Raw genomic sequence first — 18,741 nt, 5'->3', positions numbered from 1 at the left:
CCGTCGGCGCAGGGCAGGGACCGGCAGACCGTACCGACGGAACGGACAGACAGCCAGGCATGACCAGTGAGCAGGAGCCCCGGCACAACGCGGGGCACGAGGCCGGAAGCGAGCCGGCGCGGCCGGAGTCCGGCAGGCTCCCGGAAGGGCTGCCGGACGGCGTCCGCCTGGACGACGTTGCACGCTCGGCGGCCCGCGCCTTCGAGCTGCTGCCCGCCGGGCCCGACGAAGGCGGCTCGCGCGGCGACGGCAGGCTGGCCCAGAGGCTGCGCACGGACCCCGACTCCGTCGAGCGCGATCTGATGAAACTCGTCCTGACGATCGTGGAGTTGCTGCGTCAGCTCATGGAACGCACGGCCCTGAACAGAGTCGACCAGGGCGACCTGAGCGAGGACCAGGAGGAGCGGATAGGCATGACGCTGATGATCCTCCACGAGCGCATGACGGAGCTGTGCGAGCGCTACGGGCTCACGATGGAGGACCTCAACCTCGACCTGGGGCCGCTCGGTTCACTGCTGCCACGCCAGGACGGATAGGCCCTGCCCGGGCCGCGGCCGCAGCGCGCACGGGGTGGGAGCTTCTTCCCCGGGGAGGTTGCACACAATCCCTCCACATCGAATGTTTCAAGCCCCAACGCACGGCAACCCGTTGACCATGACTCAGAACGGCAAGACATCAAGCACCGCAGGAAAGGCTGCAGCCGGCACCAAGAAGCCCGCCGCCGCAGGGGAGAAGGCGGACCGCGGCATCACCAACGCCGCGGAGAAGACGAGTTCGGCCACCCACTCGGTCGGCGAAGCCGTCGAGGGCGGCGGCCGGAACTTCGGGGACGCCACCAGGCGCGCCGGACACGTCGCGAGCAGGAGTGCCGAGGCGGGACGCCAGAAGCTCGTCTCCGTCTCCAGCACCGCCGCGACCGCCGCTTCTGCGACATGGACCGTGGTGAAGAACCGCAAGGCCGTCGCCGCCGGCCTCGGCACCGGAGCGCTTACCGCTTTCGCCGCGACCTTCGCGGCCGGCCGTTACTCGGCCAGGCGCAGGACGGGCCCGTTCACGCGGCTCACCGGCGGGCGGCTGTAACACCGCTCGCAGACCGCCTCACGGCTGAGCAGCAGCGACCAGCAGCTCACCCGGCAGGCGCCCGGCAGGGCAGGCGGGCGCCTGCCGGGTGCCGGGTGGCGGGTCCGCGAGAAGGTCCCACCACATGCGAGCGCCGGCCGGCCGCTCTCAGACAGCGGTCAGATGCCCCGTCAAGTCCCTGGCCGGCTGGGGGATTTCCCCGAAGTCCTCGTCGTCGTCCAGCACGGGAAGCCGGTGAATCACCGCCTCCAGGGCGTTCGGCAGGCGGGGATGCCCGCCCTCGTGGCATTCGCTCAGCAGCCCGTGCCGCACACCGTCCGGCAGGAGGGCACGTGCGGCGGGCGGCTGCGGCGGGCGGGGCGCCGGCGCCGCGGCCGTACGTGCGCGCCGCGCCAGCCCGGCCGACTGTGCCCGCCAGTACTCGGCGTCGCGGAACTCTCCGTGCCGCCGGTGGTGCAGGCACAGGCAGAACGCGGCGGTCCCGGAGCCGCCGCCGGCCGCGAACTGCCACCAGAACTGGGCCGCTTCGCGGTAGCGCGCCAGATGCAGCAGGCACCCGAAGACAAGCGCGCCCTCCGGTGCGATGGCCTCCTGGTCGTCGACCAGACGCGTCAGACTCGCCGCCGCCTCGGGGGCGTTGACGACGAGGCTTACCGCCAAGTCCAGGTCGTGCGTGGCCTGTTCGCACTCTGTGGGGTAATGACGCGCGCGAACCGCCGCCGGGTCCGCCCCTGACGTGGAAGCCGCCGCCGCGGTGGCGGAAACCGCTGAACCCGTTGAGCCGCCGGTTCCCCGACGCTCCGCGCCGGCGAGCACCCGCTCCCTCACCGTGGCCACGTCGCTCTCGTCGTAGTCGTCGGCGAGCACCTCCGCACCGCTCAACAGCGCGTCGATGGTGCGGTGTTCGTACCTCCCCCGCATCAGCCTTCCCCTGTGCCGGGCCCCGGTGCCGTGCGCAGCTCCCGGGCGAGCCTCCGTTTCGCATAGCGTATGTGGGAGCGCACCGTCGCTGTCTCAAAACCGAGACAGTCGGCCACTTCCTCCTCCGAACAGCCCAGGACGTAGCGCAGCACCACCACGTCGTACTGCCGCTCCGGGAGCCGCACGATCGCCGCGTATAGTCCCATCTCGCCTTCCAGAACGGCGAATTCGTCGCGCAGTTCGTCCAGCAGCACCCTGCGCACCGCCGTGTGGAAGGCCGCGGTCTCGGCGAGCTGCGGCCGCAGCCCGCGCTCGGCCAGCCATGTGGCCACGTGCTCTTTGAGCACGGTCCAGGCGTACCCGGTGAGCGACTGCCGGCGCAGGGCGTGTTCCCAGTGGGCGAGCAGATGACGGCACGCGTCCTCGACGATGCGCTGCGCCGCCTCGCGGCTGCCGGCCTGGGTGTGCGCGTAGCGAAGCCAGAGCCGGTGGTGGGAGGTGTCGAACGCGTCGAAGGAGAGCATCAGCCGCCGGCGGTCAAGGCCGTCGTGTGCCACGTCCGTCGCGGTCGCTGCCTGGGCGGCGGGGCCGGGCGGCTGGTAGTCCTCGGCCGTCATGGAGGAGCCCTCCCATGGGAGAACGTCGGTCGGAAAGCGTTGGTCAAGAAGACGCGAACAGCCGGAAACGCACGTGTCCGCGGAAGTCCGGCCAAAATACTACACAGAGTGAAAGACCCGCTACCGTGCCCGTCCGGATGGGCTGCTTTCGCGCCACGCTGCGACCGGTCCCGGCCGCCGACTCCCATGTGCCTTGGGCAAGTTCACCGGAGTGGCGCACGATAGCGGCCACGACAGCCGTGCGTGACGCGGAAATCGAGAAAGGCGGAATCCTGTGGCCGTTGACGAGGGCGCGGTGGACCTGGCGCTCGACCGGGCCCACTCGGCGAGGATGTACGACTACTTCCTCGGCGGCACGACGAACTTCCCGGCCGACCGCGAGAGCGCCGGCAAAGCCATGGCCGTCTTCCCCGCCCTGCTGGTCGCCGCCCGCGCCAACCGGCAGTTCATGCACCGTTCGGTGCGGCACCTGGCACAGATGGGAATGCGCCAGTTCCTGGACGTGGGCACCGGAATCCCCACCTCGCCCAACCTGCACGAGATCGCGCAGGAGACCGCTCCCGACGCGCGCGTCGTCTACACCGACAACGACCCCATCGTCCTCACCCACGCGCACGCCCTGCTGCGCAGCAGCCCCGAGGGCCGCACCGCCTACGTGCAGTGCGACGCCCGCGACCCCGAGGCCCTGCTGAAGTCCCCCCAGGTGCGCGAGACCCTCGACCTGGGCCGCCCCGTCGCCCTGAGCCTGATCGCGCTGCTCCACTTCGTACCGGGGGAGCGCACCGCCCACGACGTCGTCGAGTACTTCCGCGAGGCCCTGCCCTCCGGCAGCACACTGACGATCAGCCACGTCACCCCGGACTTCGACCCGGAGCCGCTGGCGCGGGCCCTCGCCGCCTACGACGCGGCCGGCACCCCCGTACAGGCCCGCACCCGCGAGGAGTTCACCCGGTTCTTCGACGGCTGGGAGCTGCTCGACCCGGGCATCACCGTCACCCACCGCTGGCGTCCCGATCCCGAGCACGACCTCTCCCAGGTCACCGACGCGGAGGCTACGTGCTACGGCGCGGTGGCCCGCAAGCCCTGACGCGAGGCCTCCTGCCCTGACCTGCCCTGCCCTGCTGACGCCCGCCGCCGCCGGGTCGTCGCGCTTTCAACCTCCGGGGGCGAAGGCGCCGGTCGCTTCCGTTATGCGCCTTCTTGTTAGCAATCGCTGCGGACGGGTAGCCGGGGCACTGGTCCGAACGTGAGACAGGGAGGCGTCATGCCTGCAGGGTCGAACGCGAAGCGTGAGCGGCAGTACGAGCACATCAAGGAGGGCGCCGAGAAGCGCGGCACCTCCAAGGGCCGCGCCAAGGAGATCGCAGCCCGGACGGTCAACAAGGAGCGGGCCCGTACGGGCGAGGCGAAGCGCGCCAGCCGGACCTCCACCAAGGGCAGGTCCGCATCCGCGCGCGGCGGCACCCGCTCGGGCCGGGGCATGGGCCCCAAGGGCGGCCCCACCCGGGACCAGCTCTACAACGAGGCCCGGCAGCGCGGGATCGAGGGCCGCTCCTCGATGAACAAGCGCCAGCTCCAGAAAGCACTGGGCCGCTGATCGGCTACGCAGGAGCGGCGAGGAGAGCCGGCATGGCCTCCGAGGTGTCACCCGTGTACGGAGCGCCCTGCTGGGTGAGCCTGGCGACGGGCGACCTCGAGAACGCCCAGCGCTTCTACGGCCAGGTGCTGGGCTGGTCCTTCCGGCGGGCCAGCCTCGGCGAGGAGTTCAGCGTCGCCTACTCCGAGGACGTGCCCGTGGTGGGCCTGGGCGCCATCGCCCGCACGATGGGCGTGGCCGTGCAGTGGACGCCGTTCTTCGCCGTTCCCGACGCGAACGCGACGGCAGCGCGTGTGCGTGAGCGGAGCGCGACGGTGGCGGTCGGCCCGCTCCGCATGGGCGAGGGACGCACGGCCCTGGCGGCCGACCTCGCCGGCGCCACGTTCGGCTTCTGGGAGGGCGCGGTGCTCTCCAGCTGGGACGCCGACCGCCGCGATCTGCCGGCCCGGCTGGAGCTGCGCACCCGGGACGCCTTCGCCGCCGCCATCTTCTATGCCGAAGTCTTCGGCTGGGCGTCCGAAGCGGGACGCTGCGAGGTCGACTACCAGTACGAGGCGGTCGTCGTACGGGTCGACGGCCGCGCCGTGGCCACGCTGCGCGGCGGAGCGATCGAGTCCGCGCCCGATCCGCACATCCGGCCGCGCTGGCACGTCTCCTTCTCCGTGGACGACGTCGACGACGCCGCGAAGACCACGGTCGCCGCCGGCGGTGCCGTCGCGACCGGCCCCGGCGACAATCCCTTCGGGCGTTCGGCCCGCCTGGTCGACCCCGAGGGCGGTCTGTTCACCGTGCACTCCCGTGAGAACCGTGCACTCCCGTGAGAGGTGACGAGCCGCCCCCGGCCGCGCGCACGCCTGCCGCCCCTACATCGATTTCATCTTGATGTAGCGCACCATCCCCGGTGCGCTGATCGCGGTCATCGCGGCCACCGCCAGCACGGCGGTGCCGACGGCGACGCGGACGGCGACCGCCGGAATGAAGATCCCTTTCCTCATGTCCCTCACCTCCCAACTGCAGGTCTGCTCAGGTCGCGGTGCGGATCGCGCAGCAGCTCGCCGGTGAGCGACTCCAGCATGTCCGCGGCCACCGGCACCGCGGCCCGCACCGGTTCGCTCAGTCCGACGACCACGTCGGGTTCGTCGCCGCGCATCCGCACCGACGGTTCACATCCCAGGACGAGCACGCGGGGCAGTTCCTGCGTCCCGTCCGCCAGCTGCCGCGCGAGCGCGAGCACCTGCACGGGGTTCATGCCGTGCGCCTGCGGAAGGGCGCCGTCGGCCGTGTCCGCCGGGGTGCTCGGCGGTCCGGGGTCGATCAGGTGGACCGTGCCGGGTTCCTTGCCCCTCGGAGCCGCGTCGACGAGCACGGCGACGTCGTAGCCCTCCAGCAGCCGGTAGGCCAGATCCATCCCGCGGATGCCGAAGTCCGCGACGTGGACGCCCTCCGGGAGGGGCCGCCCGCGCATGGCACTCACGACCTCAGGCCCGAAGGCGTCGTCGGCCATGAAGAAGTTGCCGATGCCGGCGACGAGGATGCGCGGGCCCGCGGGGCCGCTCTCGACGGGCTCCACCTCTTCCGGCGTGAAGAAGAAGCGGTGGCCCAGGCCGGTCCGGAAGTCCCGTCCGTCGTCGCCGTCGAGCGTCACGACGACGTGGACGCGGCCCTCCAGGTCCTCCTCGACGGCGTCGACCTCCGCCGTGCGTCCCGTGAGCGCCAGGTCGAGCACGTCCGCCGACTGCCGCGGCCGCAGCCGCACGCGGCTTCCGCGGCCCAGCCGTACGTCCCCGACCTGGACGGTCCGTCCGGAAGCCGTGGTCATCGTGCCTCCAGTACCGGCCGGAAGGCGCGGATCGTCCCGTGCAGGGCGGCCAGCTCCTCCGGCTCCAGGGATGCGCAGCGGTCCAGGATCTCCCGTGCGCGCGGATCGGTTGCCCGCGCTTCGTCCTGCTCGCGGGGTGTGAGGCTGAGGACGCTGAGGATGAGCAGCTGGTCGATCTCGCCCCCGTCGAAGAGGTCACCGGGACTCTCGGGTGCGACGGCCGGATAGTCGTAGAGGGTGATGGGCGAGGAGAGCACTTCGGACGAGTAGTGCGGGCTGCGCTGCGCGGCCTGCGGGTCCTGCGACACCAGCACCGGCCACACACCGACGTTCTCGCAGGCCGCCGCGGCCTCCCGCAGCCCGGCCGGCGGATCGGTCAGCGAGACGAACTGGCCCGAGTCGGTGTTCAGCACGGCGTGTGTGGAGACGAAGGAGTACGGCGCCATCGCGTCCCGCGCCCCCCGGGCACCGGCGGCGGGAAGTGGGCACGGCGAAGTGTTCCGGACGTCCACCGTCACGCGCATCACGGTGTCCGTGACGGGCACGGAAGACAGCCGGACCTTTCCCGTCAGCCGCTGCCAGCTCCGCACGAGCGTCCCGGCGACGCTGCCCGACTCGGAGCGCAGCGCCTCGCGGTCCGAGCCCGCCGCGATGTCGACCGTGCTGGTGCGCGGACCGCGGCGCGGTGACCACGGGGGGCACACCCAGCGCCGTTCGGTCGCTTCCTGCCACGTCAGATGGTTGTGGCCGGCCACGCGAAGCTCGTCGACGGGAACCGGCCCCGTGGGCCCGTTGCGGTACACCTGCCGGTCGATGACCTGCAGAAACCGTACGTGCACCGTCAGTTTCGCCGCCGGGCTGCCGCGCAGCAGCACCTCCGTGCGCATCCGCGAGGGTTCACCGATCAGCTCGCCGCAGCGCTGTGGGTAGACGCCGCCGAAGGTCCAGCGCTGGGCGTTCTTCAGCGCGCCCCTGCGGTACGGCCACAGCAGGTATCCCTCGTAGAGACAGGCGCGGGCGATCTTCTCTACGGCGTCCACGCCGTACCTCCTGCGGTGTTCCGTGCGCGGGCGAGCAGGTCGGAGACCGTCTCGTCCCAGCTCGTCAGTGCGTGGCGGTCCCGGTGGGCCGTGAGTTCGCCGTAGGTGCCGGGCGAGAGCGGCAGCCAGCTCGTGCCGCCGTCGTAACTGCCCGTCACCTCGTGCCAGAGGGCGGCGGGAAGGCGGAAGGCGGCGTCCTTGGTCCAGGAGATCTGCGCGGTGCGCAGCCGCCCGTCGGGCCCGTCGTGGAAGACGGTCCCGCTGAAGAGGAACTCCAGCGGGATCTCCCCGTCGCGCACTCCGTGGAAGTACGACGTGACTGCGAGCTCCATGTCCCGGCTGCAGGGCACCGGCAGATCGCTCTCCGCACGCTCGTCGAAGGGCGGGACGACCATGCTGATCCTGGCCCAGGTCAGCGGGTGCATGCTGGTGGCCCACTGCTCGGGCTGGCCGAAGAGCCTGGCCATGACCAGCCGGTCGGCCCTGTCGTAGCCCCGCCGGGCCACCGCGATGCGCACGTCCGTGTTGAGCGAGACGGAGCGGACCCTGCCGCCGCCGCTGCGTGCGAGGGCGAGCCGGAAGACCAGCGTCGGTACGGCGGCGTCGGCCATGGGACGTGCACCCGTGACGGTGAAGTCCAGGTCGGGCAGGTCAGTGCGCCGCCCGGCGCCGGGGCCGGGCGGCGCTTCGGTCGCGCTCGGGGCGGTGTGCGCCTTCACGCGGGGGAGAGGTTCGGCATGCCGGGCAGGATCGGGTCCTTCGACTTCGAGCCGATGCCCGTGGACCTGCGGGCGGTGGAGGTGTCGTCGGGCAGGTGTCCCGGCTGACGCTTGTACACGCCCTCGTGATTGCCCTGGCGTACTCCGGTGACGTGTGCGGCCTTGTCGGGCCTGACGTGCGGCCTGCCGACCTTGATCTCAGCCATGCTGACTCCTCGGTTCGTCCGCTGTGCTCGGCAGCACGGCGGTTCCGCTCGTGCGGGGCTTCGGGGAGGGCCCGGCGAGTCCCGCGAAGAACGCGTCCAGGTGCTCGCGCACTTCGGGGCCGCCGGACAGCCCCCGCCAGTGGGTGCGTACGAGGGCCGCGAGCCGGTAGCAGTCGTCGAGCGGGACGATCCAGTGCTCGTCCGCGCCGTCCGAGCGGTGCACCAGCAGCGCCTCCACGTCGTCCGCGAGTTCTGCCAGCTCCGGGTACCCCCGTGTGAGCTCTTCCCAGACCTCCGGTTCGACGGCGGAGCGTGTCACGCCCAGAGGACTGGGGTACCCCACGCCCACCTCGCCGGACGCGCCGTCGCGTACGAAGAACGCCAGGCCGACCGGGACCCGGAGCCGGGCCCAGAGCATCGCGTCGATCCGGAATCCATCCAGCGGGGTCCGGCGGTCCGGCAGCAGCTTGTAGTGCCTGCCGCCCGCCGTGCTCTGGCCGAAGAGCAGAGCACACGGCCCGCATGTGCACAGCACCGAACTCTCCTGGACGTCCAGCAGGTGCCGGTGACTCTCCGGCACCTGCTCGGCACACAGGTCGCACCGCTCGGCGTCGGCGGCTGAGGACGCTCCGGCACTTCCCGGGGCCCCGGTGGCCTGCGGCCGCTCCAGCAGGGCACGCAGCCGACCGCCCGGCATGCCCCGTGCCGCACCGCTCACCGGGTGCGACGGCGCCGCGGGGCCCACGCCGCTCACCGGTTCCCGGCGGGCTGCGCGGCGGCGCCCCGGAAGAGGGAGTCCACGGGGATCAGCGCCGACTCCGGCGCGGCGTCCTCGGTCTCCACCCGGGCGACCTCGGGCGCCGCCCAGGCGACCGTCTCGCGGACCGTCTGCGCCAGCTCTTCCGGGGACGGAGCGCCGCAGCCCTGCGGGGCGATGCGCACGCGCACCCCGGCCTCGTCGGCGGAGAGCACCGTGACGCCGCGCATGTCCTCCAGGGCGCGGCGCACCCGCTGCCCGGCAGCCTCGGGGTGGAGCCCGTGGACCAGCAGCAGGTGACCGACAAGTTCGTCGCCCGCGATCGCCGCCCGCGTCGCGTCGTCGGCTCCGCTCATCACCCGGTCGAGGCACTCGCCGTACATCGCGGCCAGTGCGTGCAGCGCGTCGAGGGCCTGCTCGCGGACGGCGGTGTCGGTGATGCCGTCCAGCCCGGAGAGCAACTGCTCGGTCCGGGCCACGTGTTCACGCGCCTCGCGCTCGTTCCACCTCATCCCAGCCGCCTCACGCGAGAGCGCCGAAGGTGGGGGAGTGGCTCTCCCGCACGGTCCGCCCGCCGCCGAGGTACATGTGCACCCCGCAGGGCAGACAGGGGTCGAAGCTGCGGACTGTGCGCATGATGTCGATGCCCTTGAAGTTCTCCTTGCTGTTCTCCTCGAAGATCGGCATGCCCTGGACGGCGTCCTCGTACGGGCCGGGCGTGCCGTAGTGGTCGCGGGGGCTCGCGTTCCACGGCGTCGGGGGATAGGGGTGGTAGTTGGCGATCTTGCGGTCGCGGATGACGAGGTGGTGGGAGAGCACGCCGCGCACCGCCTCGTGGAAGCCGACGCCGATGGCCTCCTCCGGGACCTTGAAGTCCTCGAAGACCTTCGTGCGCCCCGCGCGCACCTCGTCCAGCGCACGGTCGACGAAGTGCAGCGCCATGCCTGCCGCGTACGCGACGAAGTACATCCGCGCGCGGTTGCGCTCGATGGTGTTGGGGAAGGCCGGCGGCGTCCACTCCAGCCGCGTCTCCGGCGTCATCGGCGTCTTCGGCAGATCGATCTGGACGCTGCGGCCGGTGGAACGCACGTACGGGGTGTTGACCTTTCCTGCCAGCGAGGTCGCCCACAGCCGGGCGATCGGACCGCCGCCGGTGTCGAGGGCCAGATGGTCCCCCGTCCGCTTGTCGTACCAGCGCGGGCTCATGACCCAGCTGTACTTGCCGCCGTCGAGGTCGCGCTTCTGCGGCTGCGGGAGCGTCGTCTGGTTCCAGGGGTGCCGCCGGTCGACGGGGTTGCCCAGCGGGTCCCGGTCGACGTACGTCTCCTCGGAGGTCCAGTCCTCGTAGTAGCTGCTGCCGAGCAGGATGCGCATGCCGAGGTTGATGTCGACGAGGTCGGTGGTGACCAGTTTGTTGTCGACGACGATGCCGGGGGTGACGAACATGGAATTGCCCCAGGTGTTCATCGTCCGGTAGTCGTAGTCGACGACGTCGGGGTCCTGGAAGCTGCCCCAGCAGCCGAGCATCGTGCGTCTGCGCCCGACCTCCTCGTAGCCCGGCAGCGCCTCGTAGATGAAGTCGAAGACGTCGTCGTTCATGGCGACCGCGCGCTTGACGAAGTCCATGCAGCGCATCAGCCGCACCAGGTAGTCGGTGAAGAGCTGCGGCGTCGCGACGGTGCCGACGCCGCCCGGGTAGAGCGTCGACGGGTGGACGTGGCGGCCCTCCATCAGGCAGCACATCTCGCGCGTCAGCCTGCTCATCACCAGCGCCTGCTTGTACGTCTCACCCTCGAACGGGTTGAAGGAGCGCATGATGTCGGCGATGGTGCGGTGGCCGTGGGACTCGGCACGGGGCGCGGCGGTGCGCTCGGCGCGCTCGAGGACTCCGGGATTCGTCTCCTTGACCATGCGCTCGCAGTAGTCGACGAAGACCATGTTGTCCTGGAAGATCGTGTGGTCGAACATGAACTCGGCCGCCTCGCCGAGGTTGATGATCCAGTCGGCGAGCGGCGGAGGCTTCACGCCGTACGCCATGTTCTGGGCGTAGACCGAGCATGTGGCGTGGTTGTCGCCGCAGATGCCGCAGATCCGGCTGGTGATGAAGTGCGAGTCCCGCGGGTCCTTGCCCTTCATGAAGACGCTGTAGCCGCGGAAGATGGACGAGGTGCTGCGGCACTCGACCACCTCACGGCCCGGAAAGTTGATCTTCGTGTAGATCCCGAGGTTGCCGACGATCCGGGTGATCGGGTCGAAGGCCACTTCGGTCAGTTCGCGCTCACCGGTACCCGGGGCCTTGGTGGTCTGCTGGGCGGTCGCCACTTCTCGTTCCTCTCGCAGGTCGCTTAACGGATTAGTTGCGGCCGGTCCAGCGGGGCTGGTAGCCGGATGTCAGCGCGGGCTCGTCGTGCCGCCACTTGGGTTCACGGTTCGCCGAACGGTTGGTGATCGACCGGAGGCTGCGGATGAACGGTCCGTACAGACCCATCAGCGACGAGGAGAGCGAGCCCCCGGGCGGCTCGTCCATGAACGGCATGAACTTGTCGGGGAACCCGGGCATGGTGCAGCCGATGCAGATGCCGCCCACGTTGGGGCAGCCGCCGACGCCGTCCATCCAGCCGCGCTTGGTGACGTTGCAGTTGACGACCGGCCCCCAACAGCCGATCTTCACCTGGCACTTGGGGGAGTTGTAGTCCTTGGCGAAGTCGCCCTGCTCGTAGTACGAGCCGCGGTCGCAGCCCTCGTGGACGGTCTTGCCGAACAGCCAGGTGGGCCGAAGGTTCTCGTCGAGCGGGATGGTGGGTGCCAGCCCGGCCGCCTGGTGGAGGACCCACAGCAGCGTCTCCATGAAGTTGTCCGGCTGCACGGGACACCCGGGGACGTTGACGATCGGCAGACCGGCCTTGGAGCGGTAGTCCCAGCCGAGATAGTCGGCCAGCCCCATGCAGCCGGTCGGATTGCCCGCCATCGCGTGAATGCCGCCGTACGTGGCACAGGTGCCGATCGCGACGACGGCCCATGCCTGCGGGGCCAACCGGTCGAGCCAGGTGTTGAGGGTGACCGGCTCCCCCGTGTCCGGGTCGTTGCCCATGGCGGTCCAGTAGCCGTCACCGTTGATGTTCTCGTTCGGGATGGACCCCTCGACGACGAGGATGAACGGCCCCAGCTCACCGCTTGCTCCCTTGCGGAAGGCCGCCAGGAAGTCCTCGCCGGTCTCGTAGGCCAGCACCTTGTTGTGCAGGTGGACCTTGGGAAGGCCGGGGATGGCGCCGAGTACCACGTCCTCCAGGCTGGGCAGCGAGGCCGCGGTCACCGAGACCGTGTCGCCGTCGCAGCTCAGGCCCTCCGAGGTCCACAGGATATGGATCTCCTCCAGCGCCGCTCCAGGTGCCGTCGCTGTCGCTGCCGTTGCCGTCTCGTCGCCCATGGGGACCGATCCCTTCGCACCGTCGCCGACCGCTCGTACAGCTCTCAGATCAATGCCGATTTAAAAATCTGACATATAGGTAGATACGCCACAACGTAACCGCGCCGGAGACCGTGAGCCGAACGGATCACCTTCCCGCCGGGGGGCGGCGTGTCAGGGGTGAGCCCCGCTGGGCCGGGCCTGTAATGAACCGCGACGCGGAGGGATGAGATGCACGAGATGTCCATCGCTGTGGCGATGGTGGAGCAGGTGACCGAGAGCCCCGCCGCTGACGGGTACGGGACGGTGTCCGCCGTACGGCTGCGCCTCGGCGAGCTCGCCGGGGTGGTGGCCGACTCCCTGCGCTTCTGCTTCTCACTCGCGTGCGCCGGGACCGTTCTCGACGGCGCCGAACTCCTCATCGACCACGTACCGGGCAGAGCCCGGTGCGCCCCCTGCGGAGCGGAGTGGGCCACCGGCATGCCGCCCCAGCTGTGCTGCCCGCAGTGCGACGGCGGCAGGGCCGACCTGGTGCAGGGGCGTGAACTGCAGGTCGTCGGCCTCCGCCACACCGGCAGCGGTACCGCTGACGGCGCCGCACACCCCGCCCCCGTACAGGTCAAGGAGAGCTGAGACGCATGTGCCGAGTCGTCGATCTGCAACAAGCGGTGCTCGTGAAGAACGACGAGTGCGCCGGGACACTACGCACGGAACTTGGCGCCCGTGGAACGACGGTCGTCAATCTCCTCTCCAGCCCCGGCAGCGGCAAGACGGCACTGCTCGAGGCGGAACTCGCGCTCGCCGCCTCGCGCGGCGTGCCCGTCGCCGCGCTGACGGCGGACCTGGCCACCGAGCATGACGCGGAGCGCCTCTCCCGGGCGGGCGTTCCGGTCAAGCAGGTGCTCACCGACGGGCTGTGCCACATGGAGGCCGACATGCTCCGGGCGCAGCTGGAGGGCTGGCTGCCCGACGACACCCGCCTGCTGTTCGTGGAGAACGTGGGCAACCTCGTCTGCCCGGCCTCCTACGACCTGGGGGAGTCGCTGCGCGTCGTCCTCGCCTCGGTGACGGAGGGCGAGGACAAGCCGCTGAAGTACCCCACGGCGTTCGGTCTGGCGCAGCTCGTGGTCGTCACGAAGGACGACATCGCGGAGGCGGCGGGCTTCGACGAGGACGCGTTCCGGGCGAACGTCCGCCAGGTCAACCCGGGTGTCGAGGTGGTGCTGACGTCGGCGCGGCGGGGGACGGGCGTGGGCCTGGTGCTGGACCGGGCGCTGGCCGTCGCCGGCGGCGATCGGGCGCACCGGCCCGTCATGGCCCGTACCGCCTCCGCTTCCGGCGTCGCCACCGCGTTCGGGCAAACGCACGCCCACGCGCATGCTCACGACGGCCACACGCACACCCACCCGCACGCACCGACCGCCGGTGTGCCGGCCCGCAGCCACTCGTGAACCCGCAGCACGGCACGGCCACAGCGGCACGCACCGGTACGGAGGACTCCCGCGAGGCGCAGCGCCGCAAGGTCACCGTGCGGGGCGTGGTGCAGGGCGTCGGCTTCCGGCCCTTCGTCTACGCGCTCGCCGGTGAGCTCGGGCTCTCCGGACACGTCGCCAACACCGGGGACGGCGTCGTCGCCGAGGTCGAGGGCGGGGTGGACGCGCTCGCGGCCTTCTGCGGCCGCATCAGTTCGGACGCCCCGCCGCTGGCCGTGGTCCAGTCCGTGACGCACGAACCGATGGACCTGGCCGGCGGACGCGGATTCAGCATCGCGGAGTCCCGCGGCAGCGGAGGCACCGTACGCACCCTCGTCGCGCCGGACACCGCTACCTGCGCGGACTGTCTCGCCGAGATGAACGACCCGGGCGACCGGCGCTACCGGCACCCCTTCATCACGTGCACGCACTGCGGACCCCGCTTCACGATCGTCACAGGCCTTCCGTACGACCGCGCCCACACCACGATGGAACGCTTTCCGATGTGCGAGCGGTGCGCCCGCGAGTACGGCGACCCCGGCGACCGCCGCTTCCACGCGCAGCCCGTCTCGTGCCACGACTGCGGGCCGCGGCTGCGGCTGCATGTGCCGGGAACGAACGGTGCGGCCGGCGCGGGGAGCGGTGAACCGGTCGCCGCCGCACGGAAGTTGCTCGCCGAGGGCGCCGTCGTGGCGGTCAAGGGCCTTGGGGGCTACCACCTCGCGTGCGACGCGTCCGACCCCGCGGCCGTGCGCCTGCTGCGCCGCCGCAAGGCCCGCGGTGACAAGCCGTTCGCGCTGATGGCGCGCGACCTGGAGGACGCCGGGCGGCTCGTGCATCTGGACGCCGTGGCGCGCGGTCTGCTCGGCGGGGGCCGCCGTCCCATCGTGCTGCTGCGCAGACGCACGGACGGGCCGGGTCGCGGCGCCCCGCCCGTGGCGGACGAAGTGGCACCGCGCAGCGCCGACTTGGGCATCATGCTTCCGTACACACCGCTGCACCACCTGCTCCTCGGACTGCCCGGCGACCCTCCCGGACCACGGCTGCTGGTGATGACCAGCGGCAACCTCGGCGGCGAACCGATCGTCACCTCCGACGAGGAGGCGCTCGAGCGGCTCGCCCCGCTCGCCGATGCCTGGCTGATGCACGACCGGCCGATCCATGTGCCTTGCGACGACTCGGTCGTCAGGGCCGTTGCCGGGGAGCAGCTGCCCGTGCGCCGCTCCCGGGGGTACGCCCCGTTCCCCGTCAATCTGCCGAAACCCGTGACGCCCGCACTCGCCGTGGGCGGCGACCTGAAGAACACCTTCTGTGTCGGCGAGGGCCACCACGCCTGGCTCTCCGCGCACATCGGCGACATGGACGACCTCGCCACACTCACCGCCTTCGACGGCGCGGAGCGGCAGTTGGAGGAGATCACCGGGGTGCGTCCGGCCCTGCTGGCCGCGGACCGGCACCCCGGCTACCGGTCCGCCGGCTGGGCCGAGCGCAACGCCCGCGGGCGGCCGCTGCGCCGCGTGCAGCACCACCACGCGCACATCGCCTCCGTCATGGCGGAACACGGACTGGACGGCACGTCCCCCGTCATCGGTGTCGCCTTCGACGGCACGGGTTACGGCGACGACGCGACGGTGTGGGGCGGTGAGTTCCTCCTCGCCGACTACGACGGATACAGGCGGCTGGCTCATCTGAGTCCCGTGCCGATGCCGGGCGGCGACGCGGCGGTGCGGCGCCCCTACCGGATGGCGCTGGCGCATCTGTACGCGGCGGGCCTGCCCTGGGAGCGCGACCTCCCGTGCACGGCCGCCTGCCCCGAGGACGAACTCAAGGCGCTCGGCGTCCAGTTGGAGCGCGGACTGGGATGTGTGCCGACCTCCAGCATGGGGCGGCTCTTCGACGCGGCGGCCTCGCTCGCGGGTGTGTGCCACCACGCCGGGTACGAGGCCCAGGCCGCCATGGAACTCGAGGCGGTCGCCGTCCCTCACGAAGGCGAACAGGGCGGCCGCGAGTGGGCGTTCGCGCTGCGGACCACGGCGGCGGAGACCCTGGCCTGCGATCCGGCGCCGGTACTCGCGGGGATCGTCGCGGACGTACGGGCCGGGGTGCCCTCCGGGGCGACGGCCGCGCGCTTCCACCGGTCGGTCGCGGCACTCGTCCTCCGCGTCTGCCGCGCGGCCCGGGAGCGGCACCGGCTGGAGACGGTCGCGCTCAGCGGCGGCGTCTTCGCCAACTCCCTGCTGTCCGCGGCCTGTGCGCGGCTGCTGAGCGAGGACGGGTTCACCGTGCTGCGGCACCGCCTCGTGCCGCCCAACGACGGGGGCCTCGCCCTGGGCCAGTTGATGATCGCGGCACGCACGGAAGCGTCCGGGCCGCCGGAAGCGTCGCAGACGGAACAGGCCCGGCCCACGGACGGCGCACGAGGCACGACGCCGGACCGGGCGGCGGCCGTCCGGTAGACGGCTCGGCCCGACCCCTGCAGAGCCACAGTCCCACAGCCCCACAGAGCGAGGAGAAGACCCATGTGCCTGGCAGTACCCGGCAAGGTGCTGGAGATCAAGGAGCGGGACGGCACCCGCATGGCCACGGTCGATTTCGGCGGTGTGGCGAAGGAAGTGTGCTGCGAATACCTGCCGGACCTGCAAGCCGGCGAGTACACCATCGTCCACGTCGGCTTCGCGCTGCAGCGGCTGGACGAGGAGTCGGCGCGGCAGACGCTCGCGCTGTTCGAGGAACTCGGGTTGCTGGAGGAGGAGTTCGGTGACCCCTGGGAGCTGGCTGCTCAGGAGGCGGCGAAGTGAAGTACATCGACGAATTCCAGAACCCGGAACTGGCCCGCAGACTGGTGGAGGACATCCACGCCACCGTCACCCGTCCCTGGGCGCTCATGGAGGTCTGCGGCGGCCAGACACACTCCATCATCCGGCACGGCATCGACCAACTGCTGCCCGACGAGGTGGAGTTGATCCACGGACCGGGCTGCCCGGTGTGCGTCACGCCGCTCGAAGTCATCGACAAGGCCCTGGAGATCGCCTCCAGGCCCGAGGTGATCTTCTGCAGTTACGGCGACATGCTGCGCGTGCCCGGAACAGGGCGCGACCTCTTCCAGGTGCGTGGCGAGGGCGGAGACGTCCGTGTCGTCTACTCGCCGCTGGACGCCCTGCGCATCGCGCAGGAGAACCCCGCGCGGGAAGTCGTCTTCTTCGGCATCGGCTTCGAGACGACGGCGCCGCCCAACGCCATGACGGTCCACCAGGCGCGCAAGCTGGGCATCCGCAACTTCAGCATGCTCGTCTCGCACGTCCGCGTGCCGCCCGCGATCGAGGCGATCATGCAGTCGGAGTCGTGCCGGGTGCAGGGGTTCCTCGCCGCCGGGCACGTGTGCAGTGTGATGGGCACCGGTGAATACCCGGAGCTGGCCGAGCGGTTCGGGGTGCCGATCGTCGTGACGGGCTTCGAACCGCTCGACGTGCTCGAGGGCGTGCGCCGAGCGGTGCGGCAGCTGGAGCGGGGCGAGCACACCGTCGAGAACGCGTACGCGCGCGTGGTGCCGCCCGCGGGCAACCCGGCAGCGAAGGCGATGCTCGCCGACATCTTCGAGGTCACCAACCGCTCCTGGCGGGGCATCGGCGTCATCCCCGGCAGCGGATGGCGACTGGCCGCCCGCCACCGGGAGTTCGACGCCGAGTACCGCTTCGCGGTGACGGACATCGACACCCGCGAACCCGAGGAGTGCCGCAGCGGCGAGGTGCTGCAGGGGCTGCTCAAGCCGCACGAGTGCGAGGCGTTCGGGACGACCTGCACGCCGCGCACCCCGCTCGGGGCGACGATGGTCTCCAGCGAGGGCGCCTGCGCCGCGTACTACCTCTACCGCCGGCTGGAGAGTTCGGGCAGCGGCGCGGAACAGGCCGCGCGGACGGCCGCTCCGGCTGCCGTCAATGCCCCCCGCACCCCGGACGGCAAGAGCACCGCACCCGCGTCCGCACCGCTGGAGGGAAGCCCCGTTGTCTGAGACCACCGGCCTCGCCGAGCCGAAAACATCTACCGCCGCACCGGACTTCTCCGGCTGGACGTGCCCCGCGCCGCTGCGGGACCAGCCCCGTGTGGTCATGGGTCACGGCGGCGGCGGAGCCCTCTCCTCCGAACTCGTCCAGCACATCTTCGCGCCCGCCTTCGGCGGTGAAGTGCTCGCCGGGCTCGCCGACTCGGCGGCTGTGACGCTGGGAGGGACTCGGCTGGCCTTCTCCACCGACTCCTTCGTCGTACGGCCGCTGTTCTTCCCGGGTGGCAGCATCGGTGACCTCGCCGTCAACGGAACCGTCAACGACCTGGCGATGAGCGGCGCACGGGCGGCCTACCTCTCCTGCGGTTTCATCCTGGAGGAGGGGGTCGAGGTGCCGCTCGTCTCCCGGGTCGCCGAGGCCCTGGGCGCCGCGGCCCGCACCGCAGGCGTCGAGGTCGCGACCGGCGACACCAAGGTCGTCGAGGCCGGGCGCGGCGACGGCATCTACCTCAACACCGCGGGCATCGGGCTCATCCCCGAGGGCGTGGACATCCGCCCGCAGCGCGCCGTGCCGGGTGACGTCGTCATCGTCAGCGGCGCGATCGGCGTGCACGGCGTCGCCGTGATGAGCGTGCGGGACGGCCTGGAGTTCGGTGTCGACGTCGAGAGTGACTGCGCCGCGCTCGGCGGCCTCGTCGAAGCGATGCTCGCCGTCACGCCCGATCTGCACGTGCTGCGCGACCCGACGCGCGGCGGCCTTGCCGCGGCGCTCAACGAGATCGCCGTGGCGGCGACGGTCGGCGTGGTCCTGCGGGAGAAGGCGGTCCCGGTGCCCCCGCCGGTGGCCAACGCGTGCGCCGTACTGGGCCTGGACCCGATGTACGTGGCGAACGAGGGCAAGCTCGTCGCCTTCGTCCCCCGCGAGCACGCGGAGGCGGTGCTGGCGGCCATGCGGGAGCACCCGCTGGGCGCGGAAGCGGCGATCATCGGGGAGTGCGTCGAGACGCACCCCGGGATGGTCGTCGCCCGCACCGGGCTGGGCGGCACACGCGTGGTGGACCTGCCGGTGGGGGAGCAGCTGCCGCGCATCTGCTGACCCGGCGCCGG

At 71.5% G+C, this 18,741-nt stretch carries 22 protein-coding genes; 11 read left to right on the top strand and 11 right to left on the bottom strand.

Annotated features, from left to right (window positions below; translation table 11 throughout):
- The first annotated feature begins 59 nt into the window (after positions 1–59).
- Both EV375_RS03665 and EV375_RS03660 read left to right on the top strand, forming a co-directional pair.
- Positions 60–536, top strand: a complete 477-nt coding sequence (locus tag EV375_RS03665; RefSeq protein WP_130298172.1) for a gas vesicle protein K — start codon at positions 60–62, stop codon at positions 534–536.
- Between the two features lie 118 nt (positions 537–654).
- Positions 655–1,080: a hypothetical protein gene (locus tag EV375_RS03660; protein WP_130298171.1), complete on the top strand. Its 426-nt coding sequence runs from the start codon at positions 655–657 to the stop codon at positions 1,078–1,080.
- A 147-nt stretch (positions 1,081–1,227) separates the two neighbouring features.
- On the opposite strand, the gene EV375_RS03655 is transcribed toward EV375_RS03660, so the two are convergent.
- The gene (locus tag EV375_RS03655; RefSeq protein ID WP_486588256.1) at positions 1,228–2,001 is read right to left on the bottom strand and encodes a hypothetical protein; all 774 of its coding nucleotides are present in this window, start codon (positions 1,999–2,001) and stop codon (positions 1,228–1,230) included.
- A complete protein-coding gene (locus tag EV375_RS03650) occupies positions 2,001–2,618 on the bottom strand; it encodes a sigma-70 family RNA polymerase sigma factor (RefSeq protein ID WP_130298170.1) in 618 nt (205 codons plus the stop codon). The genes EV375_RS03655 and EV375_RS03650 overlap by 1 nt, the downstream gene beginning before the upstream one ends.
- 274 nt (positions 2,619–2,892) lie before the next feature.
- On the opposite strand from EV375_RS03650, the gene EV375_RS03645 reads away from it, so the two are divergent.
- The 3 genes from EV375_RS03645 to EV375_RS03635 all read left to right on the top strand — a co-directional run bounded on the left by EV375_RS03645 (position 2,893) and on the right by EV375_RS03635 (position 5,036).
- A complete protein-coding gene (locus tag EV375_RS03645; RefSeq protein ID WP_486588255.1) occupies positions 2,893–3,705 on the top strand; it encodes a class I SAM-dependent methyltransferase in 813 nt (270 codons plus the stop codon).
- A 177-nt stretch (positions 3,706–3,882) separates the two neighbouring features.
- The gene (locus tag EV375_RS03640) at positions 3,883–4,215 is read left to right on the top strand and encodes a plasmid stabilization protein (protein ID WP_130298169.1); all 333 of its coding nucleotides are present in this window, start codon (positions 3,883–3,885) and stop codon (positions 4,213–4,215) included.
- A 32-nt stretch (positions 4,216–4,247) separates the two neighbouring features.
- On the top strand, positions 4,248–5,036 hold the full coding sequence (locus tag EV375_RS03635; protein WP_130298168.1) for a VOC family protein: 789 nt from the start codon (positions 4,248–4,250) through the stop codon (positions 5,034–5,036).
- Between the two features lie 42 nt (positions 5,037–5,078).
- Here the strand turns inward: EV375_RS03635 and EV375_RS29530 are convergent, their stop codons facing one another.
- From EV375_RS29530 to EV375_RS03595, 9 genes are all read right to left on the bottom strand, one after another.
- Positions 5,079–5,210 carry a hypothetical protein gene (locus tag EV375_RS29530; protein ID WP_486588254.1) on the bottom strand — a complete coding sequence of 44 codons (132 nt, stop codon included), beginning with the start codon at positions 5,208–5,210 and terminating at the stop codon, positions 5,079–5,081.
- Positions 5,211–5,215: 5 nt separating this feature from the next.
- Positions 5,216–6,034 (bottom strand): hydrogenase maturation protease, encoded by an 819-nt coding sequence (locus EV375_RS03630; protein WP_130298167.1) that lies wholly within the window; start codon positions 6,032–6,034, stop codon positions 5,216–5,218.
- Entirely contained in the window at positions 6,031–7,074 is a 1,044-nt protein-coding gene (locus EV375_RS03625) for a hypothetical protein (RefSeq protein WP_130298166.1), read from the bottom strand. The genes EV375_RS03630 and EV375_RS03625 overlap by 4 nt, the downstream gene beginning before the upstream one ends.
- Complete coding sequence (locus tag EV375_RS03620; RefSeq protein WP_207227975.1) at positions 7,062–7,793, bottom strand: DUF6084 family protein; 732 nt, start codon at positions 7,791–7,793, stop codon at positions 7,062–7,064. Before EV375_RS03620 ends, EV375_RS03625 begins: the two co-directional genes overlap by 13 nt.
- Positions 7,790–7,999, bottom strand: a complete 210-nt coding sequence (locus EV375_RS03615; protein WP_130298165.1) for a hypothetical protein — start codon at positions 7,997–7,999, stop codon at positions 7,790–7,792. The genes EV375_RS03620 and EV375_RS03615 overlap by 4 nt, the downstream gene beginning before the upstream one ends.
- Positions 7,992–8,696, bottom strand: a complete 705-nt coding sequence (locus EV375_RS03610) for a DUF5947 family protein (protein ID WP_207227974.1) — start codon at positions 8,694–8,696, stop codon at positions 7,992–7,994. Before EV375_RS03610 ends, EV375_RS03615 begins: the two co-directional genes overlap by 8 nt.
- 53 nt (positions 8,697–8,749) lie before the next feature.
- Complete coding sequence (locus EV375_RS03605; protein WP_130298164.1) at positions 8,750–9,268, bottom strand: nitrogen fixation protein NifU; 519 nt, start codon at positions 9,266–9,268, stop codon at positions 8,750–8,752.
- A 10-nt stretch (positions 9,269–9,278) separates the two neighbouring features.
- Complete coding sequence (locus EV375_RS03600; protein WP_486588689.1) at positions 9,279–11,018, bottom strand: nickel-dependent hydrogenase large subunit; 1,740 nt, start codon at positions 11,016–11,018, stop codon at positions 9,279–9,281.
- A gap of 91 nt (positions 11,019–11,109) precedes the next feature.
- Positions 11,110–12,183, bottom strand: coding sequence for an NADH-quinone oxidoreductase subunit B family protein (locus EV375_RS03595; protein ID WP_130298162.1), 1,074 nt, complete (start codon positions 12,181–12,183; stop codon positions 11,110–11,112).
- Positions 12,184–12,393: 210 nt separating this feature from the next.
- On the opposite strand from EV375_RS03595, the gene EV375_RS03590 reads away from it, so the two are divergent.
- The 6 genes from EV375_RS03590 (at position 12,394) to hypE (ending at position 18,730) form a co-directional block, all read left to right on the top strand.
- Positions 12,394–12,795 (top strand): hydrogenase maturation nickel metallochaperone HypA, encoded by a 402-nt coding sequence (locus EV375_RS03590; RefSeq protein ID WP_130298161.1) that lies wholly within the window; start codon positions 12,394–12,396, stop codon positions 12,793–12,795.
- A 5-nt stretch (positions 12,796–12,800) separates the two neighbouring features.
- Positions 12,801–13,613 (top strand): hydrogenase nickel incorporation protein HypB, encoded by an 813-nt coding sequence (hypB, locus tag EV375_RS03585; protein ID WP_130298160.1) that lies wholly within the window; start codon positions 12,801–12,803, stop codon positions 13,611–13,613.
- Positions 13,610–16,090 (top strand): carbamoyltransferase HypF, encoded by a 2,481-nt coding sequence (gene hypF, locus EV375_RS03580; protein ID WP_130298159.1) that lies wholly within the window; start codon positions 13,610–13,612, stop codon positions 16,088–16,090. Before hypB ends, hypF begins: the two co-directional genes overlap by 4 nt.
- Positions 16,091–16,153: 63 nt before the next feature.
- Positions 16,154–16,432 (top strand): HypC/HybG/HupF family hydrogenase formation chaperone, encoded by a 279-nt coding sequence (locus tag EV375_RS03575; protein ID WP_130298158.1) that lies wholly within the window; start codon positions 16,154–16,156, stop codon positions 16,430–16,432.
- Entirely contained in the window at positions 16,429–17,643 is a 1,215-nt protein-coding gene (gene hypD, locus EV375_RS03570; RefSeq protein ID WP_130298157.1) for a hydrogenase formation protein HypD, read from the top strand. The genes EV375_RS03575 and hypD overlap by 4 nt, the downstream gene beginning before the upstream one ends.
- Positions 17,636–18,730, top strand: a complete 1,095-nt coding sequence (hypE, locus tag EV375_RS03565; RefSeq protein WP_486588253.1) for a hydrogenase expression/formation protein HypE — start codon at positions 17,636–17,638, stop codon at positions 18,728–18,730. The genes hypD and hypE overlap by 8 nt, the downstream gene beginning before the upstream one ends.
- Positions 18,731–18,741: the final 11 nt, after the last annotated feature.

It is taken from the genome of Streptomyces sp. CNZ301, assembly GCF_004217425.1.
The sequence above is the reverse complement of the archived record's forward strand: the minus strand, read 5'-3'. Positions and strand labels throughout refer to the sequence as shown.

What these genes read in the sequence shown, in the direction of transcription:
- EV375_RS03665 (WP_130298172.1), top strand. Translation starts at nt 60, where the DNA reads ATGACCAGTGAGCAGGAGCCCCGGCACAACGCGGGGCACGAGGCCGGA.
- EV375_RS03660 (WP_130298171.1), top strand. Translation starts at nt 655, where the DNA reads ATGACTCAGAACGGCAAGACATCAAGCACCGCAGGAAAGGCTGCAGCC.
- EV375_RS03655 (WP_486588256.1), bottom strand. Translation starts at nt 2,001, where the DNA reads ATGCGGGGGAGGTACGAACACCGCACCATCGACGCGCTGTTGAGCGGT.
- EV375_RS03650 (WP_130298170.1), bottom strand. Translation starts at nt 2,618, where the DNA reads ATGACGGCCGAGGACTACCAGCCGCCCGGCCCCGCCGCCCAGGCAGCG.
- EV375_RS03640 (WP_130298169.1), top strand. Translation starts at nt 3,883, where the DNA reads ATGCCTGCAGGGTCGAACGCGAAGCGTGAGCGGCAGTACGAGCACATC.
- EV375_RS03635 (WP_130298168.1), top strand. Translation starts at nt 4,248, where the DNA reads ATGGCCTCCGAGGTGTCACCCGTGTACGGAGCGCCCTGCTGGGTGAGC.
- EV375_RS29530 (WP_486588254.1), bottom strand. Translation starts at nt 5,210, where the DNA reads ATGAGGAAAGGGATCTTCATTCCGGCGGTCGCCGTCCGCGTCGCCGTC.
- EV375_RS03630 (WP_130298167.1), bottom strand. Translation starts at nt 6,034, where the DNA reads ATGACCACGGCTTCCGGACGGACCGTCCAGGTCGGGGACGTACGGCTG.
- EV375_RS03615 (WP_130298165.1), bottom strand. Translation starts at nt 7,999, where the DNA reads ATGGCTGAGATCAAGGTCGGCAGGCCGCACGTCAGGCCCGACAAGGCC.
- EV375_RS03610 (WP_207227974.1), bottom strand. Translation starts at nt 8,696, where the DNA reads ATGCCGGGCGGTCGGCTGCGTGCCCTGCTGGAGCGGCCGCAGGCCACC.
- EV375_RS03605 (WP_130298164.1), bottom strand. Translation starts at nt 9,268, where the DNA reads ATGAGGTGGAACGAGCGCGAGGCGCGTGAACACGTGGCCCGGACCGAG.
- EV375_RS03595 (WP_130298162.1), bottom strand. Translation starts at nt 12,183, where the DNA reads ATGGGCGACGAGACGGCAACGGCAGCGACAGCGACGGCACCTGGAGCG.
- EV375_RS03590 (WP_130298161.1), top strand. Translation starts at nt 12,394, where the DNA reads ATGCACGAGATGTCCATCGCTGTGGCGATGGTGGAGCAGGTGACCGAG.
- hypB (WP_130298160.1), top strand. Translation starts at nt 12,801, where the DNA reads ATGTGCCGAGTCGTCGATCTGCAACAAGCGGTGCTCGTGAAGAACGAC.
- EV375_RS03575 (WP_130298158.1), top strand. Translation starts at nt 16,154, where the DNA reads ATGTGCCTGGCAGTACCCGGCAAGGTGCTGGAGATCAAGGAGCGGGAC.